The organism is Paraburkholderia sp. BR10923 (genome assembly GCF_040948765.1).
Taxonomy (GTDB): Bacteria; Pseudomonadota; Gammaproteobacteria; order Burkholderiales; family Burkholderiaceae; genus Paraburkholderia; species Paraburkholderia youngii.
This window is the reverse complement of record NZ_JBFPKO010000042.1, coordinates 28,385-42,307: the sequence shown is the minus strand read 5'-3', so window position 1 is coordinate 42,307 and position 13,923 is coordinate 28,385. Positions and strand designations below refer to the sequence as shown.

At 64.3% G+C, this 13,923-nt stretch carries 13 protein-coding genes and 1 pseudogene; 7 read left to right on the top strand and 7 right to left on the bottom strand.

What is annotated here, in order from left to right; genetic code table 11:
- A pseudogene (locus AB3X94_RS38300) lies at positions 1–127 on the bottom strand (1,2-phenylacetyl-CoA epoxidase subunit A); the annotation flags it as partial.
- A gap of 170 nt (positions 128–297) precedes the next feature.
- On the opposite strand from AB3X94_RS38300, the gene AB3X94_RS38295 reads away from it, so the two are divergent.
- Positions 298–1,287 carry a zinc-dependent alcohol dehydrogenase family protein gene (locus AB3X94_RS38295; protein WP_176110695.1) on the top strand — a complete coding sequence of 330 codons (990 nt, stop codon included), beginning with the start codon at positions 298–300 and terminating at the stop codon, positions 1,285–1,287.
- 41 nt (positions 1,288–1,328) lie between these two features.
- On the opposite strand, the gene AB3X94_RS38290 is transcribed toward AB3X94_RS38295, so the two are convergent.
- The 4 genes from AB3X94_RS38290 to AB3X94_RS38275 all read right to left on the bottom strand — a co-directional run bounded on the left by AB3X94_RS38290 (position 1,329) and on the right by AB3X94_RS38275 (position 5,133).
- A complete protein-coding gene (locus AB3X94_RS38290) occupies positions 1,329–2,360 on the bottom strand; it encodes a nitroreductase family protein (RefSeq protein WP_368614257.1) in 1,032 nt (343 codons plus the stop codon).
- Positions 2,361–2,442: 82 nt separating this feature from the next.
- A complete protein-coding gene (locus AB3X94_RS38285) occupies positions 2,443–3,090 on the bottom strand; it encodes a response regulator transcription factor (RefSeq protein ID WP_176111918.1) in 648 nt (215 codons plus the stop codon).
- 211 nt (positions 3,091–3,301) lie between these two features.
- A complete protein-coding gene (locus AB3X94_RS38280; RefSeq protein ID WP_176110697.1) occupies positions 3,302–4,993 on the bottom strand; it encodes a bifunctional aminoglycoside phosphotransferase/ATP-binding protein in 1,692 nt (563 codons plus the stop codon).
- A complete protein-coding gene (locus AB3X94_RS38275) occupies positions 4,990–5,133 on the bottom strand; it encodes a hypothetical protein (protein ID WP_176110698.1) in 144 nt (47 codons plus the stop codon). Before AB3X94_RS38275 ends, AB3X94_RS38280 begins: the two co-directional genes overlap by 4 nt.
- Positions 5,134–5,291: 158 nt before the next feature.
- Here AB3X94_RS38275 and AB3X94_RS38270 point away from each other — a divergent pair, with 158 nt between their 5' ends.
- Entirely contained in the window at positions 5,292–6,272 is a 981-nt protein-coding gene (locus AB3X94_RS38270; RefSeq protein ID WP_368614256.1) for an acetyltransferase, read from the top strand.
- Positions 6,273–6,584: 312 nt separating this feature from the next.
- Positions 6,585–7,274, top strand: a complete 690-nt coding sequence (locus tag AB3X94_RS38265; RefSeq protein ID WP_176110700.1) for a CBS domain-containing protein — start codon at positions 6,585–6,587, stop codon at positions 7,272–7,274.
- Between the two features lie 20 nt (positions 7,275–7,294).
- Here the strand turns inward: AB3X94_RS38265 and AB3X94_RS38260 are convergent, their stop codons facing one another.
- The gene (locus AB3X94_RS38260) at positions 7,295–7,624 is read right to left on the bottom strand and encodes a hypothetical protein (protein ID WP_176110701.1); all 330 of its coding nucleotides are present in this window, start codon (positions 7,622–7,624) and stop codon (positions 7,295–7,297) included.
- A gap of 161 nt (positions 7,625–7,785) precedes the next feature.
- Between AB3X94_RS38260 and AB3X94_RS38255 the strand changes: the two genes are divergently transcribed.
- The 3 genes from AB3X94_RS38255 (at position 7,786) to AB3X94_RS38245 (ending at position 9,689) form a co-directional block, all read left to right on the top strand.
- Positions 7,786–8,463, top strand: coding sequence for a phosphoribosyltransferase (locus tag AB3X94_RS38255; RefSeq protein ID WP_176110702.1), 678 nt, complete (start codon positions 7,786–7,788; stop codon positions 8,461–8,463).
- Positions 8,464–8,518: 55 nt separating this feature from the next.
- Positions 8,519–8,968, top strand: coding sequence for a CBS domain-containing protein (locus tag AB3X94_RS38250; protein WP_176110703.1), 450 nt, complete (start codon positions 8,519–8,521; stop codon positions 8,966–8,968).
- A 151-nt stretch (positions 8,969–9,119) separates the two neighbouring features.
- On the top strand, positions 9,120–9,689 hold the full coding sequence (locus AB3X94_RS38245) for a hypothetical protein (protein ID WP_176110704.1): 570 nt from the start codon (positions 9,120–9,122) through the stop codon (positions 9,687–9,689).
- A gap of 49 nt (positions 9,690–9,738) precedes the next feature.
- On the opposite strand, the gene AB3X94_RS38240 is transcribed toward AB3X94_RS38245, so the two are convergent.
- A complete protein-coding gene (locus tag AB3X94_RS38240) occupies positions 9,739–11,460 on the bottom strand; it encodes a ShlB/FhaC/HecB family hemolysin secretion/activation protein (RefSeq protein ID WP_368614258.1) in 1,722 nt (573 codons plus the stop codon).
- A 403-nt stretch (positions 11,461–11,863) separates the two neighbouring features.
- On the opposite strand from AB3X94_RS38240, the gene AB3X94_RS38235 reads away from it, so the two are divergent.
- Positions 11,864–13,897 carry a glycoside hydrolase family 28 protein gene (locus AB3X94_RS38235; RefSeq protein ID WP_368614255.1) on the top strand — a complete coding sequence of 678 codons (2,034 nt, stop codon included), beginning with the start codon at positions 11,864–11,866 and terminating at the stop codon, positions 13,895–13,897.
- The last annotated feature ends 26 nt before the right edge of the window (positions 13,898–13,923 follow it).

The following is a 13,923-nucleotide window of genomic DNA, read 5'->3' as shown; positions in this document are numbered from 1 at the left end:
TCCAGTCCTGCGGCTCGATCTTGCCGTCGGCGGCCATGACCGCGTCGAAGCGCGCCTGTTCGGGCGAATTCGCGTCCGCGTCCAGCGGGGCGACGTGGCCGGGGATATCGAGGGATTGGGTGTACATCTGCACCATCCAGAAGAAGTGGCAATGTGACGCAGTATAAATTAACCGACCGGTCGGTCAATTGAATTTTACTTTCGATCGATAAGTGGAATAGGATCGGGGATACCCTCGGGCCATCCTTGGGCACGCGGGCGAGATTGCTCTACCGTCAATCCATCCAGGAGGTAGTGATGTCACGGACTGTCAGATTTACCGAGGCCGGTGCGCCCGAAGTGCTTCGATTCGTCGAAGAATCGGTCCGCGGCCCAGGCCGCGGTGAAGTTCGGATCAATGTGAAGGCGATCGGTCTCAATCGCGCGGAAGCGATGTGGCGCACCGACCGGTACATCGAACCGGTGCGCTTTCCGGCTGGGCTCGGGTACGAGGCGGCCGGCATCGTCGATGCGGTGGGCGAGGGCGTCGTCAATTTCGCGCCCGGAGACGAGGTCAGTGTGATCCCGTCGTTCTCGATGAATCAGTACTTCACCTACGGCGAAGTCATCATCGTGCCGGACCATGCGGTTGTCAGGCATCCGAAGTCGCTTTCCTTCGCCGAGGCCGCTTCGGTGTGGATGATGTTCGTCACCGCTTATGGCGCGCTGATCGAAGATGCGAGGGTAGGCGCCGGCGACCATGTCGTCGTGCCGGCCGCTTCGAGCAGCGTTGGACTGGCGGCGATCCAGCTGGCGAATTACTCGGGGGCGACGTCGATCGCGGTCACGCGCCATGCCGGCAAGAGACAGCAGTTGCTCGACGCGGGTGCCGCCCACGTGATAGTGACGGACGAGTCGGACCTTGTCGAAGAGATCATGCGGATCACGGATGGAAAGGGGGCTCGCGTCGCATTCGATCCGGTCGGCGGCCCGAACTTCGCGAAACTGATCGAGGCGCTGTCGTTCCAGGGGATCGCGTATCTGTACGGCGCACTCGACGAGCGTGCTACGACGCTGCCTGTGCTGCAGATGATCGCCAGGATGAATTCCGTGAAGGCGCACAACATCTGGCTAACGAGTGGCGATCCGACGCGCCGGAAGGCCGCGGTGGAGTTCGTGCTCAAGGGCCTCGGAAGCGGCTCGCTGAAGCCGGTCATCGATCGCACCTTTGCGTTCGACGAGATCGTCGACGCGCACCGCTACCTCGAAACCAACGGGCAGTTCGGCAAGATCGTGGTAACGGTGTAGCCCAAGGCCTGGCATTGCCCTGAGCAGACTTCCCGTGCGTGTCAGGAGACCACATCGGCGAGCGGCCGCCTCGGCGCATGACGGACGCGCGGGCCGCGCCCAACGCGAAGCAGAAGCTGCGGAAACGCGTCCGTGCGCAGCAGCGTCCGGAGCCGCTCGCGCAGCGCGTCCACTTCGATCGGCTGGTTCAGGTACGAAGCGGTCAATCCCGCCGATGCCGCGACCAGCAACATGCGTTCGAGCGCCTGTCCCGCCGCGAGCCATGCCTCGCGGTCGTCGCGCATCGTCGCGATGCCGACCATCAGCGGCGAGCCATCCACGAGGTGCTGGTGCGTGGCCGGCTGGCCCGCGCCAGCATCGAACACCCGGACGGCCATGCTGACGAGCGGCGCCGCGAAATCGAGCAGCGCGCCGACAGCGGTACCGTAAGCGGGCATGCCATCGTCGCGTCGCCGCGGGTGAATCCAGCTGGCGAGCTCGCGCCTGAAACGCGGGTCAGCGAACTGCGCTCGATCCGCATCGGCGATCAGGCGCGCGAGCGCCTCGCGCGCGGCTTTCTGCTCCACGCAGCAGGCAAGCGCGCCCTCGTCGTCGCAGGCGTCGCTGAACTTGCGTTGCAGTGCGGCGGGCACAGGGTCATCGACGAACGGCGCACGCGTCGTCACGCGCTCCGTCAGCGCGTCGAAAAGATCATGCAGGTGCGGGTCGCGAGGCCCGTCGCGCGACACGCGTACGAGCGCCACGATGTCGGGGTCCGCTTCCGCTGGAAACAGTGTGATCGCATAAGCGAGGCCGAGTCGGCACAGCGCCACGCGAAGATTGAACAAAGCCGCGCCGCAGCTCATCAGAAGTTCGCGATCGAAAGGATCGACCACGGGAAGCGCGCGCATGCGGTCGGCGCAGATCTGTACGGTCTCGCCGTCGACGATGAACCGCCACGGTTGCGTGTTGTGATTCGACGGCGCGAGTACCGCGTAGTGCAGCGCAAAGCGCAATTGCTGTTCCACAGGCGTGGAGGCGGGGAAGTGCGGTTCACCGATTTCCCAGGCATCATGTTGCGCGGCATCGCTCATCTCGAAGTCTCCTGTCGGATCAGGGCCGCAAGCACGCGGTTCGTGTCGTTATCGTGTCACCGGGCACCGCGGCGGGGAAGCACTACAAATCGTTCTCGTCGTCGAACAGCTTATGGCGGATCGCATAGCGAACCAGCCCGTTCTCGTTCGGCATCTGCATTTTTTCGAGGATGCGGGTCTTGTGCGTGCTGATCGTTTTCACGCTGACGCAAAGTTCGTTGGCGATCCCGGTGATGCTCTGGCCTTCGACGAGGCGCCGGAACACGTCGAATTCGCGGTCGGACAAGCGCTGGTGCGGCAGCGTGTCGGCCGGCTCGTTCAGATTCTGCGCGAAGCGTTCGGCCATCGCGAGGCTCACATAGACGCCCCCCGACGCGACTTTCGTCACCGCGCCGACCAGTTCCGCGCTCGCGCTTTCCTTGGTCAGATAGCCCGATGCGCCCGCCTTGAACGCACGCACCGCGTATTGCTGCTCGGCGTGCATCGTCAGCACCAGAATTCGCAGATCGGGTTTTTCCTCCTTGATCTGCTTGATCAGTTCAATGCCGTTGCGCCCCGGCATCGACAGGTCGAGCACGAGCACGTGTGCCTGGGTCGCGCGGATCAGCGCGATCGTCGTCGCGCTGTCGCACGCTTCGCCGGCTACCTCGAAGCCGTTCGCTTGCTGCAGGATATGGCGCAGTCCGTCGCGCACGAGCGTGTGGTCGTCGGCCAGCAACACCTTGATCATCGGGTGATCTCTTCCGGTTGCATCCATTGGCAGGAAAACCTGAAGCAATCGCGAAGTCGCGCTTTGCGCTGTGTCGATGCGCATGGAATCGCCGGGCATCGACGCGTGTTCGCGCAAATCGATTTTAGTCGGCTTTTCGTGACCGTTGGCTCCAGGGGTTTCGCGATCGGCGGCTCGTTCACGATCCGCGATCCACTGACCGCTTGCCCGGCTAACGAGCGGTATCCGTAACACGCGACGCAGCCGCGACGGTTTCGATACCCGGCTGCATCAAGTCGATCACCGGTCGCCAGAACGCGGGCGAGTCGAACGCTGCCATCGGTACCGCGGTGTCGAACGACAAGGTCAGCGCCTGTTCTGCCGGCGTCAGTACGTCGGCGTTCGCGAGTTGACGCGCGAGCGTGGCGGTGTCCGCGTCGGAGAGATCGCGCGGACCACGCCGGCGCGCTTCGATGCGTTGCGCGAGCACCGCTGGGTCGGCACGAAAGTCGAGAATGCGGGCCGGTACGCCAAGCCGTTCGGCGAGTGCCAAAAACGTGCCGCGCTGACTCGATTCGAGAAAGGTCGCGTCGACGATCACACTGTGGCCGGTTTGCAGCACGCCGTGCGTGAGTCCAAGCAGGTGATCGTAGATCGCGTGACGCGCAGCTTGCGTGTAGTGTTCGGCGCCGAGCGCCATTTGCGCGTCGGACGCTGGCCGCATGCGCTTGCGTTCCGCATCGCTCGACACGCGCACCGCGCCGCACAGGTCCGCCAGAGCGCGGCTCGCGACCGATTTTCCCGAACCGGAAAAGCCATGACACAGCAGCAGAACGGGTCGCGGCTTCTGCGTTTGCGCCCGCGCGACCTCGAGGTAGCGCAGGGCCGGTTGCGGGAGCGCGACGTTGCGGCCCGCCACGTGCCCCGCTTTCAGGCACGCGACCCACGCCCGCACCAGCGCCCGATACGCGATGTACAAGGGCATCAGAGACAGCGCCGCATAGTCGCCCGACGTTTCCAGCCAACGGTTCAACAGGCGATTGGCGAGACGAGGTTGCGCTCGCGCGCACAGGTCCATCACGAGAAACGCGACATCCGCCGCGACGTCGATCCAGCGTAGCGCATCGTCGAAGTCGATACAGTCGAACATCGCGATGGCGCCGCGCCAGCGCACCACGTTGTCGAGATGCAGATCGCCGTGGCAGCCGCGCACGAAACCCTCGGCGCGGCGCCGCTCGATCAGCGGCGCGAGTTCGTCGAGCTGTCGCGCGCACCACGCGGCAATGCCGGGCAGCGCGGGATGGCTGCAATTGGCCAGCAGCGGTGCGTTGATCGTTTCGATCTGGGCTCGCACCAGCGTCGCGCTGCCGTAGCGCGACGAGGGCGCGTTGCGGGGTGCGCTCAGGTGATAGTCGGCGAGCCGCTTCGCCGCGCCGTCGATGTCGCGCGGCGTCAGTGCTCCGTTCGCCGCGAGACTCGAAAAGAGCATCGCCTCGTCGAAGCGGCGCATCTTGACCACGTGCTCGACGGCGACGCCGCCGGCGCCGAGCGCCAGCACGCCGGCACGGCGCGCAATCGGTATCACGGCGGCGTAGATACCTCGCGCGAGTGGCCGGTTCAGGCGGAGCTGGGCTTCGCAGCAGCGCTGGCGTGTCGAGGCGGAGGTAAAGTCCGCGAAGCCTGGTGCGACGGGTTTGATGATCTTGTACGCGAAGCGCCCGGCGAGATACACGACGGATATATGCGTTTCGATTCTGACGATCCCGCCCGCCGGATGACGGTAGGTGCCCGGCCTGCGCAGCGTCGCGTCGAGTCCGCGCAGGCTGCGACGCGCGGCGCGCAATCGGTTGGCGACATGCAGGCTGCCGTGAAGTGTGGCATCGGCTCGGCGCGCGGAAGGCTTGCGGCTCGGCGGCGCACTCATGCCAGGCTCCATGTCGTGACGAGCGGCGCGCCGGGCCGCGCGTGATCGAGAAAAACGAGCGTCTGATTCGACACGGTTGACCTCCACGTAGTGGGACGGCCGGCGCCCGCCTTGCGCGCGAGCCAAAATCGTCTACTCATTCAAGTCATCGGGTATGGTAACCGGCTTGATCTGAATCGACGAGGCGGTCAAGCGGACGATACCGGCGTACGCTTCCATTTGAAGTGGAGCGGGGGCACCGTTTGACCCCAGTCGAAGCGCGTGCGATCGTGGCAGCGACGCGCGGGTGGAGCAGCGGATGAAGCGATTCGATATTTTCAATGGCGATGCGGACGGCATTTGCGCGCTGCATCAGTTGCGGCTCGCCGAGCCTGCCGACACCATCCTGATCACCGGGGCCAAGCGCGAGGTCACGCTGCTGCACCGCGCGAACGCGCAGCCGGGCGACAGCGTGACCGTGCTGGATATTTCGCTCGATGCGAACCGCGATCCACTCGTCGCGTTGCTGGCTCTTGGGGTAAAGATCGACTATTTCGATCATCATTTCTCGGGACCGATACCCGCAAACGCGTTGCTGACGACGCATATCGATACGTCACCAGATACGTGCACGGCGCTGCTCGTGGACCGCCATCTGCAAGGCCGGTACACGCGCTGGGCGGTGGTCGCGGCCTATGGCGACAACCTGCATCCGGCAGCGCACCGGGCCGCCACCGCGTGCGCGATGAACTCGTCCGACGAGCGCAAGCTGCGTGAACTTGGCGAAGCGATCAACTACAACGCGTACGGGGATAGCGTCGGCGATCTTGCCGTCGATCCCGTCGACATGTATCGCGCAATCCAACCCTATGCGGACCCGCTCGAGTTCATTGCGTCGACCAGCGTGCTGCCCGAACTGCAGGCGCGGCGCACTGAAGACCTCGAGATGGCCTTGGGACTCGTGGAAGTCCGGCGGCTCGCCAATGGAACGCTGCACATTCTCCCCGACGCGGCTTGGGCGCGGCGCGTGCGAGGCGATTTCGCGAATCTCGTTGCGCGGCGCGACCCGGCGCGAGCGCACGCTGTACTGACAGCCGGCGCCGATGGCCGATACACGGGCAGCGTGCGGGCTCCGCTCGATTACCCGCGTGGCGCCGACGTACTTTGCAGAAAGTTCGGCGGAAACGGCAGGGTCGCCGCCGCCGGTATAGACGGGCTCGATCGCGCGCGGCTCGACGAATTCGCGGCAGCGTTCAGCATCGCGTTTTGCGGCGAATCTCGGGGGGCGGGTGGCCGGTAATCGATTGCTGCATCGTCGCTTGGTCAGCGGGGACGGGCTTGATGCAAGTCAACGATCGCCGGCCGCTGCGCATCGATCATTGGGCTGTACTGGAACCGGGGGCCGATCATCAGTGGCCGGTTCTTTGTGATGGGCGCATCGCACGGCGGAATCGACGCGTTGCAACGACTGGTCGACACGCCGGGCGAGCGGATTCGAAGTGGGTGCCGAAGGGAGCACGGCGACGCGTCCTTCAGCGCCTGTCCATTGCGTCGCCTCGTGCCTGCCTGCATCGATGTGCGGCAGCGCAGGGCACTCAATACGGAGATCACTATGCAAGCCTCGGACATCATGACGACCCAGGTCGTGTCGATCGCACCGGACAGCTCGGTCTACGACGCGGCACAGTTGCTCGCCGACAGCAAGATCAGCGGCATGCCCGTTCTCGACGACAAAGGCAGCGTGATTGGCATCGTCAGCGAGGGCGATCTGCTCCGGCGCGTCGAAACCGGCACCGAAACGCCGCGGCGCTCGTGGCTAGCCCAGTTCATCGCGCCTACGCGTCAACTCGCGGTCGAGTATCTGAAAGAGCGTTCGGTTCGGGTGCGTGACGTGATGAGCGCCCCCGCCGTCACCGTCGACGAATCCGCGCCGCTGACGGCGGTCGCCGAACTGCTCGGGCGCAAGCACATCAAGCGTCTACCGGTCTTGCGCGACGGCAAGCTCGTCGGCATCGTCAGCAGGGCTAATCTGGTGCGGGCTCTCGCGAGTTGCGCACCCGCACAGCTCGATTCGCAACCGTCGGACGAGCAGATTCGCGCCGCGATCATGAAGGAACTCGAAGGACAGCGTTGGGCGCTGGACGCCGACGACCTGATCGTCACGGATGGCGTCGCTCATTGCTGGGGACCGATACGCTCCGAGGAAGAGCGCCAGGCGATCCTCGCCGCGGCCGCGCGCGCTCCAGGCGTAAAAGAAGTAAAGGATCATCTGGAATATCCGGTCCCGTTCACGCCGATGTGAACAGGGGCGCTTCGGTCACGTCACTGGGCCTCGCTGTCCAGCAGCGCATCGAGCTTGTAAAGGCGCATCTCCCAGATCAGGCTCAATACATGAAAAGAGTCTTCCAGTCCCTGCAGGCAGTGTCGCGCAATGGATTGATCGACTCCGCCAACGGCAAGGCCATGCAAAAGCGCCCGTTGCCGCAGCAGACGTTGATGGGATATGGCGACCCGGGCCCGAGTGGCGGCTTCGTAGCGGATCGCCGCGGACAGCTCCGTCGATTCCGCGTCGTTCCGCGCAGTCGCGTCCGCGGCGCAGGCGAATGCATGAACCCGGAGTTCGGTAACCTCTCCATTCATGACGACATCCATTGTCTCTATTGCGGATCATGTCGCTGTCTCGAACGCCAACTACTGACCTAAGTCAATCGAACTGCGCTTAGATTGCGCTGCGTCGAGGAACGTTTGATGCTAGCGATCGATGGCATAGTGACCGAGGCAACGCGCTCGGGCGTTGCGGGGGAGAAAAGGTAATGGGCAACCGGTTTCGCGACCGCGTCGACGCGGGCAAACAGCTAGCCCACGCGCTGCGCGACTATCAGGGTCGCGGCGATCTGGTCGTGCTGGCCCTGCCGCGCGGCGGCGTTCCTGTCGCGTTCGAAGTGGCGCGGGAGTTGCGCGCGAAGCTCGACGTTCTGGTCGTCAGAAAGCTTGGCGCGCCTCAAGACGAGGAACTGGCGATGGGCGCCATCGCTTCCGGGGGCGCCCTCCATCTGGAGAGGTCGGTACTTCGCGAACTGCAGATCAGCGACACCCAATTGACCGATGTGATCGCCCGCGAAAGGGCGGAACTCACGCGCAGGGAAGTCGCGTACCGTGGGGACAGCCCCCCGGCGGCAGTGCAGGGCAAGACGGTGATCGTGGTCGACGACGGCATCGCGACGGGGGCGTCGATGCATGCGGCGATCGACGCACTCCGTGACAGACATCCTGCCCGGATCGTGGTGGCGGTCCCGGTGTCGCAATCCGATGCGCCGATGTCATTCGAAGGAATCGCGGACGCGTTCGTCAGCGTGTTGCAGCCGGACTGGCTGATGGGGATCGGCGGGTTCTATGTGAATTTCGACCAGACGAGCGATGAAGAAGTCCGCGCGTGTCTCGCTGCGGCGCGCGGTTGGGAGCCCGAGCAGAGCTCTGACTCGGTCGGGTGACGGCGCAGCGAACGGATACACGGCGGCAGGCCGTGTCGAACGTGGGGCATGTATCGTGAATACAGGAACCATCTGTACGCGGGACGTCACCGTCTGCCGACGGCAAGCGACGATTCTCGAGGCCGCGCAGCTGATGCGCGAACAGCATGTCGGCGACCTCGTGGTGGTTGAGACGATCGGCGGGCACAGCGTGCCTGTCGGGATGCTGACCGATCGCGACATCGTGTTGGCCATCGTGGCCAAACAGGCCAACCCCGAGAAGATCTTCGTGAACGACGTGATGTCGTCGCCGCCGGCGCTCGTCGCCGAGGGGGACGATCTCTGGCTTGCCGCCTCGCGAATGCGTCTGAACGGCGTGCGGCGCCTGCCGGTCGTCGACACCACAGGCGCGCTCACCGGCATCGTGACGCTCGACGATCTGCTCGAGGCGGTGGCTGGGCTTCTGTCGGAGCTATCGCTGGTGACGGATCGCCAGCCCCACATCGAAGAGAAGAACCGCGCGTGACGCCGACCCGGTGCATGCATTGACCCGGATCAACATCCGCGCCGCGAGGCGCCGTAGGCTTGTAAGTGGAACGCCGGTCAGACAGCGGCCAGCAAGACGACGCGATTGACCGGATGCAATTCGACTGTCTTGATCGAAGGCACCGCAAATCATGGAAGACGCTCTCGAAAGGCGCGCGCTGCTGCTTCATCTGGGGCGCGTGATGCAATTGATCGTTCGGCTCGACGAAATGGCGCCGAGTGCGGCAACCATTGGCGAGCTGATCGCGCGATACCCGATTCTCGGTGACGAGCCGCTGCTCGCGCAGCTGCGCCCCGATATGCCCGTGGACGCGTTCAGGTCCCGTGCGCTTCACGCGTTCTGCAGGTGGCCGCAAGGGTTGCTCGACGACCCTCTCGACAGGGACGCGCTGGCCGCATCCGTGCGCGCGTCTCTGTTCAGTGACCATCCGCGAGGCTGGCGTGCCTATGTGGTCGGCTTGCGCCGCGACGTCGCGTGGTTCGATGCGAAGGCGACGAAGCGGCGCTCGCCGCGTCGCGTCGCGGACGTGGCGCCGCCGCTTCCGGACGACGGCCCGCCGGCATTCGATGCGCCGGCCGGCCGAGGCATCGCGACGGACATCGAGCGCGGCTTCGGCGCCGCGGGTCATTCGATCGAAAGCGTGGAAGGGGCGAGACGGCTAGATGACGGCCGCGCCGACGAGCAACGGGTCGCGCAGTGAGACTAGCGCTCAGGCGTCGTTGACGGTCGGGAGATGACGTGTCGATGGCTCATGTTCCGAGCGACACGTACAAGAGCACGATCGGCGCCTTCGAACCATTTGGCGTCGCCGAGCGTAATGGCGCGCCGTAGGTGCAGCGAAAATCCACGAATCTCGACCATTGGAAGCGCACGCCCGCGCCGACGCCCGCGAGCAGCCCGGGATTATTCTCCGCGGGCTGATCGATGGTGGTCCATACGCGGCCGGCATCGAAAAACACAAAAGGTTGCACGACTGCGTTGCTCGCGCCGAGAGCGATCGCAGGCGTGCGCACCTCGGTCTGGATGTTCCAGCCGCGATCGCCGAGCGTCACGTATGGGTCGTAGCCTCGCACACTGGACTCCCCGCCGAGCCCCATCTCCTCACTCGGCAATAACGTGTTCGGCGTCCACTGAAACGTTCCGTTCGTGATCAGTGTGAAGCCCGCCCCAAGCGCGGTGGCGCGCGATGCAGTCAACTGCATATAGATGTAGCGGGACGTCGCGCCCTGCCGCGCGGCGTTGAATGCCGCGTCCTGATTGCTGCCATCCCATCCACCCGGACTGGCGACGAGTGTCGCCGCGGCATGCGCCGCGCCCGCGTCGGTCGGTTTGCTGATGCTGTAAGCCAACACGAACTGATGGATGTGCGTATTCGAGTTGAAAACCTGGGAGCCGCCGAATTCCAGATCGTTGTTGCTCCGCTTGAAGTCGTATCCGATCTGGACGAGCTGGGTGGTGTCCGTGATGGTCGGCAGACGCAAGTCATAACGGACGCTAAGCTGCGCGGAAATGCCCGTTTGCCCATACGTGTCGGGCAGGCGTGGCGTGCTCTGCGCGTAGACGCCGAACAACTCGATCGTGTCGAGCCAGGGCAGCGGCGCCGTGTAGTTCAGCGCGTGCGCGGTGAAGCGGGCGCGGTTCGGGCGGCCTTCGATATCCGGATTGCCGCTGAAAAAATCGTTGCTGGCCGTGAATTGATAGGCGATCTGCTGATCGAGCCCAAACAGGTTGCCGTAGCCGATGCCTGCAAAGAACCGGTCACGGCCGAGGTCCGGCACGCCTTCATTGTCGTAACCCGCGCTGACCCGAAGCGGCAGACGGTCTTCGGTTTGCAGCACGACGTCGGTCGTGTCCGCTGCTTCACCGGGTGCAAAAACAGCATCGACCCGTCGATAAGGATTCGCGTTGAGCACGGCGAGTCCCTTCGAGACCGTCGCTTGCGGGATCGGTGCGCCGGGTTCGAGCGGCATTTCACGTTCGAGAAGGCTGCTCGAAAAGTAGGTGTTGCCGCTGGCATGAACCCGCCCGAGCTTGAACTCGGCAATGGCGATACGAACGACCCCCGAGCTGACGTCCTGTTCCGGCACGTAGACGTCGACGAGCGGCTTTCCCGCTGCCCGATACCGCGCGACCACGGCGCGGCGAATCTCGGCGAGGCGGCCGAAAGTCAGCGGCTTGTCCAGGTCCGTGGCGAAGCTCTGCAGGAACGCGTCGTCGAGTACGGGCAGTCCTTGCGCGACGATGCGTTGTTGCTGCGTCGGTGATGCCGTCGCGGACGCGGTGGCCGGTTCGAAGACGAGCCCGGCAAGCCGCTCGACTGCGATCCGTGCGGACTCGGCCTGCGTTTCCGGGGAGGAGGGCGGCGGCGCGCTTCGCGGCGCCTGCGGGGCGGGTTGAGGCGCGACATCGCGCCATGCCTGTGCGGCTACGGGTGAGGTCTGCATGAGGCCCGCGATGCACGACGCGGTCATCAGGACGGCAGTGCAGTCGGCGGATCGCGGTTTCATCGATCGCTTTCATGCAAAGCGCTGAGCCTACCGGCAGCAGGCAGCGACGACCAGGCGCGCGCGTCGCGCTGCAAACGATGCCATCGCGCATGTAATACGAGCCTGCCGTTGTTCATTGCGATACCTGATGACGGATGTAGTTCATCGAATGCGCAGCCGCGCGTCGAAATCATTCTAGTCGAACCGTCTCGCGTGAAATTCCAAAAGAAACTTGAACCCTCTAAACGGCTCCGGTCACTTCCTGCCGCGTCCGGGGGTGTGTAGGAAACATTCAGTAAGGGTATCCACCATGTGTACTGCCGCGAATCTTGTCTTTACTCTTCCAGACTTGTCATACAACTGATGCAATTTGTCCGGAGGAGACCCGATGTCCAGGCTGTCGTGCGATCTTGATAAAAATGCGCCCGCAACGGGCGACACCTTGCGCATTTCGCGCCGTGGCTTCATTGGGCTGGGAGGCGCGTTGGCGGGCAGCGCACTCCTGCAGGCGTGCGGCGGCGGCGGCGTTTCCGCTGCCGCGGGGGGAGGCGGCAGTTCGACGCCAGCGGCCGGAAGCACGCCGTCAACGGCCGCGGCCGACCCGATCTGGGGCCCCGACGGCTCGGCGACGAACATCATCAATGCGCTGCAGAAGATCACCCAGAGCGCTTTCCCGGCCGTCGATTTCCCGGTTGAACAGTACGGTGCGCAACCGTGCGCGGTCATCGCGCAGGCCAGCCCTTATACGGGCAGTTCATCGCCGGTGAGTACCGGTGCTGGCGCGACCAACGCACCGGGATCGTTCGATTCACGTCCCGCTTTCCTCGCGGCAATCGCGGCGTGCAGTGCCGCCGGTGGCGGCCGGGTCGTGGTGCCGGCCGGCACGTGGTATTGCGCGGGTCCGATCGTGCTGCAGAGTAACGTCAACTTCCATCTGAGCGCGAACTGCACGATCTATTTCAGCCCGAATCCCGCCGACTACGCGAAGGACGGCCCCGTCAACTGCGGCGCCAACGGCAACCTGTACTACAGCCGCTGGCAGGCAAACGACTGCCTGAACTTCGGCTCGCCCGTGTACGCACGAAACGCGAACAATATCGCGCTGACCGGCGAAGGTCCGACATCGGTGCTGAACGGTCAGGCGATGACGCCGTTCGCCGGAAGCGGAAACACCAGCACTTGCTGGTGGACCTACAAGGGTACCAGTGGCGCATACGGCTGCGCCGGGTCGTCCACGCCGTCGCAGGCTTATACCAACCCGAACAACGTCGATCTGATGGTGGCCGTCCCCACCATTTCGGCCTCGCTGTACGCGCAGTTGACCAATCCGGCTACGCCTTGGCAGCAGGACCAGAACTACCTGCCGGCGCTCTCCGAAGCGGGCGTGCCAGTCGCGCAGCGAATCTTCGGTCTCGGCCACTATTTGCGGCCGTGCATGGTCGAGTTCCTCGGTTGCACGAACGTGCTGATGGAAAACTACCGAACCAACAACACGCCGTTCTGGCAGCATCATCCGACGGACTGCACGAACGTCGTGATCCGTGGCGTGACAGCCGACAGCATCGGACCGAACAACGACGGTTTCGATCCCGACGCCTGCAACACGGTTCTGTGCGACAGCGTCACGTTCAACACGGGCGACGACTGCATCGCCATCAAGTCAGGCAAGGATCTCGACACGGAGTACGGGCCGGCGCAGAACCATGTGATCCAGAACTGCATGATGAATAGCGGTCACGGCGGCATTACGCTCGGCAGCGAGATGGGTGGCGGCGTGCAGAACATCTACGCACGCAACCTGACCATGCTCAACCAGTTCTGGGCAACGAATTCGCTGAACATTGCGATCCGTATCAAGACGAACATGAACCGCGGAGGCTACGTCAAGAACTTCTATGTGAACGGTGTCACGCTCCCGCACGGGGTGAGCCTCACCGGCGGCGGCTACGGCAGCAAGATGCTGACAGGCAGTCCGATCAACAGCACCGTGCCCATCGGTGTGGCCACCGCAACCGCCGCTAATCCGTCCGCGTCTCAAGGCGGCCTGATCACGTTCGATTGCGATTACCAGCCTGCTGCCGATGCCATCCGCACCCGCCCCGCGCTCATTGACAACGTCAACATCACGAACGTCAATGCCTCGAACGTGACATTGGGCAGTACAACCGGCTCGTGTTTCCAGGCCATCGTTGCACAAGGTCCAGTTGCGTTCGACTACAATGGTCCGGCGCCTGCGCCGAGCGTCCCGGCAATCACCGGAGTGACGATTTCCAACTGTGATTTCGGCACACCCGCGGCTGCGGGGCCTGCTAGCGCCAGCACGCCGGGACCGATCTACCTCTACAACGTGCACGACATCACGTTGCAGAACGTGATCATCGCTGGGCAGACGCTCAATCAGACGCTGTCTGATCCGCGTTAAAGGCGACGGGCCAAAGTGAAGTCGTC

Bases quoted from the DNA above. Each gene is read 5' to 3' on its own strand.
- AB3X94_RS38295 (WP_176110695.1), top strand. From the start codon at position 298: ATGTCACGGACTGTCAGATTTACCGAGGCCGGTGCGCCCGAAGTGCTT.
- AB3X94_RS38290 (WP_368614257.1), bottom strand. From the start codon at position 2,360: ATGAGCGATGCCGCGCAACATGATGCCTGGGAAATCGGTGAACCGCAC.
- AB3X94_RS38285 (WP_176111918.1), bottom strand. From the start codon at position 3,090: ATGATCAAGGTGTTGCTGGCCGACGACCACACGCTCGTGCGCGACGGA.
- AB3X94_RS38280 (WP_176110697.1), bottom strand. From the start codon at position 4,993: ATGAGTGCGCCGCCGAGCCGCAAGCCTTCCGCGCGCCGAGCCGATGCC.
- AB3X94_RS38275 (WP_176110698.1), bottom strand. From the start codon at position 5,133: ATGAGTAGACGATTTTGGCTCGCGCGCAAGGCGGGCGCCGGCCGTCCC.
- AB3X94_RS38270 (WP_368614256.1), top strand. From the start codon at position 5,292: ATGAAGCGATTCGATATTTTCAATGGCGATGCGGACGGCATTTGCGCG.
- AB3X94_RS38265 (WP_176110700.1), top strand. From the start codon at position 6,585: ATGCAAGCCTCGGACATCATGACGACCCAGGTCGTGTCGATCGCACCG.
- AB3X94_RS38260 (WP_176110701.1), bottom strand. From the start codon at position 7,624: ATGGATGTCGTCATGAATGGAGAGGTTACCGAACTCCGGGTTCATGCA.
- AB3X94_RS38255 (WP_176110702.1), top strand. From the start codon at position 7,786: ATGGGCAACCGGTTTCGCGACCGCGTCGACGCGGGCAAACAGCTAGCC.
- AB3X94_RS38245 (WP_176110704.1), top strand. From the start codon at position 9,120: ATGGAAGACGCTCTCGAAAGGCGCGCGCTGCTGCTTCATCTGGGGCGC.
- AB3X94_RS38240 (WP_368614258.1), bottom strand. From the start codon at position 11,460: ATGACCGCGTCGTGCATCGCGGGCCTCATGCAGACCTCACCCGTAGCC.
- AB3X94_RS38235 (WP_368614255.1), top strand. From the start codon at position 11,864: ATGTCCAGGCTGTCGTGCGATCTTGATAAAAATGCGCCCGCAACGGGC.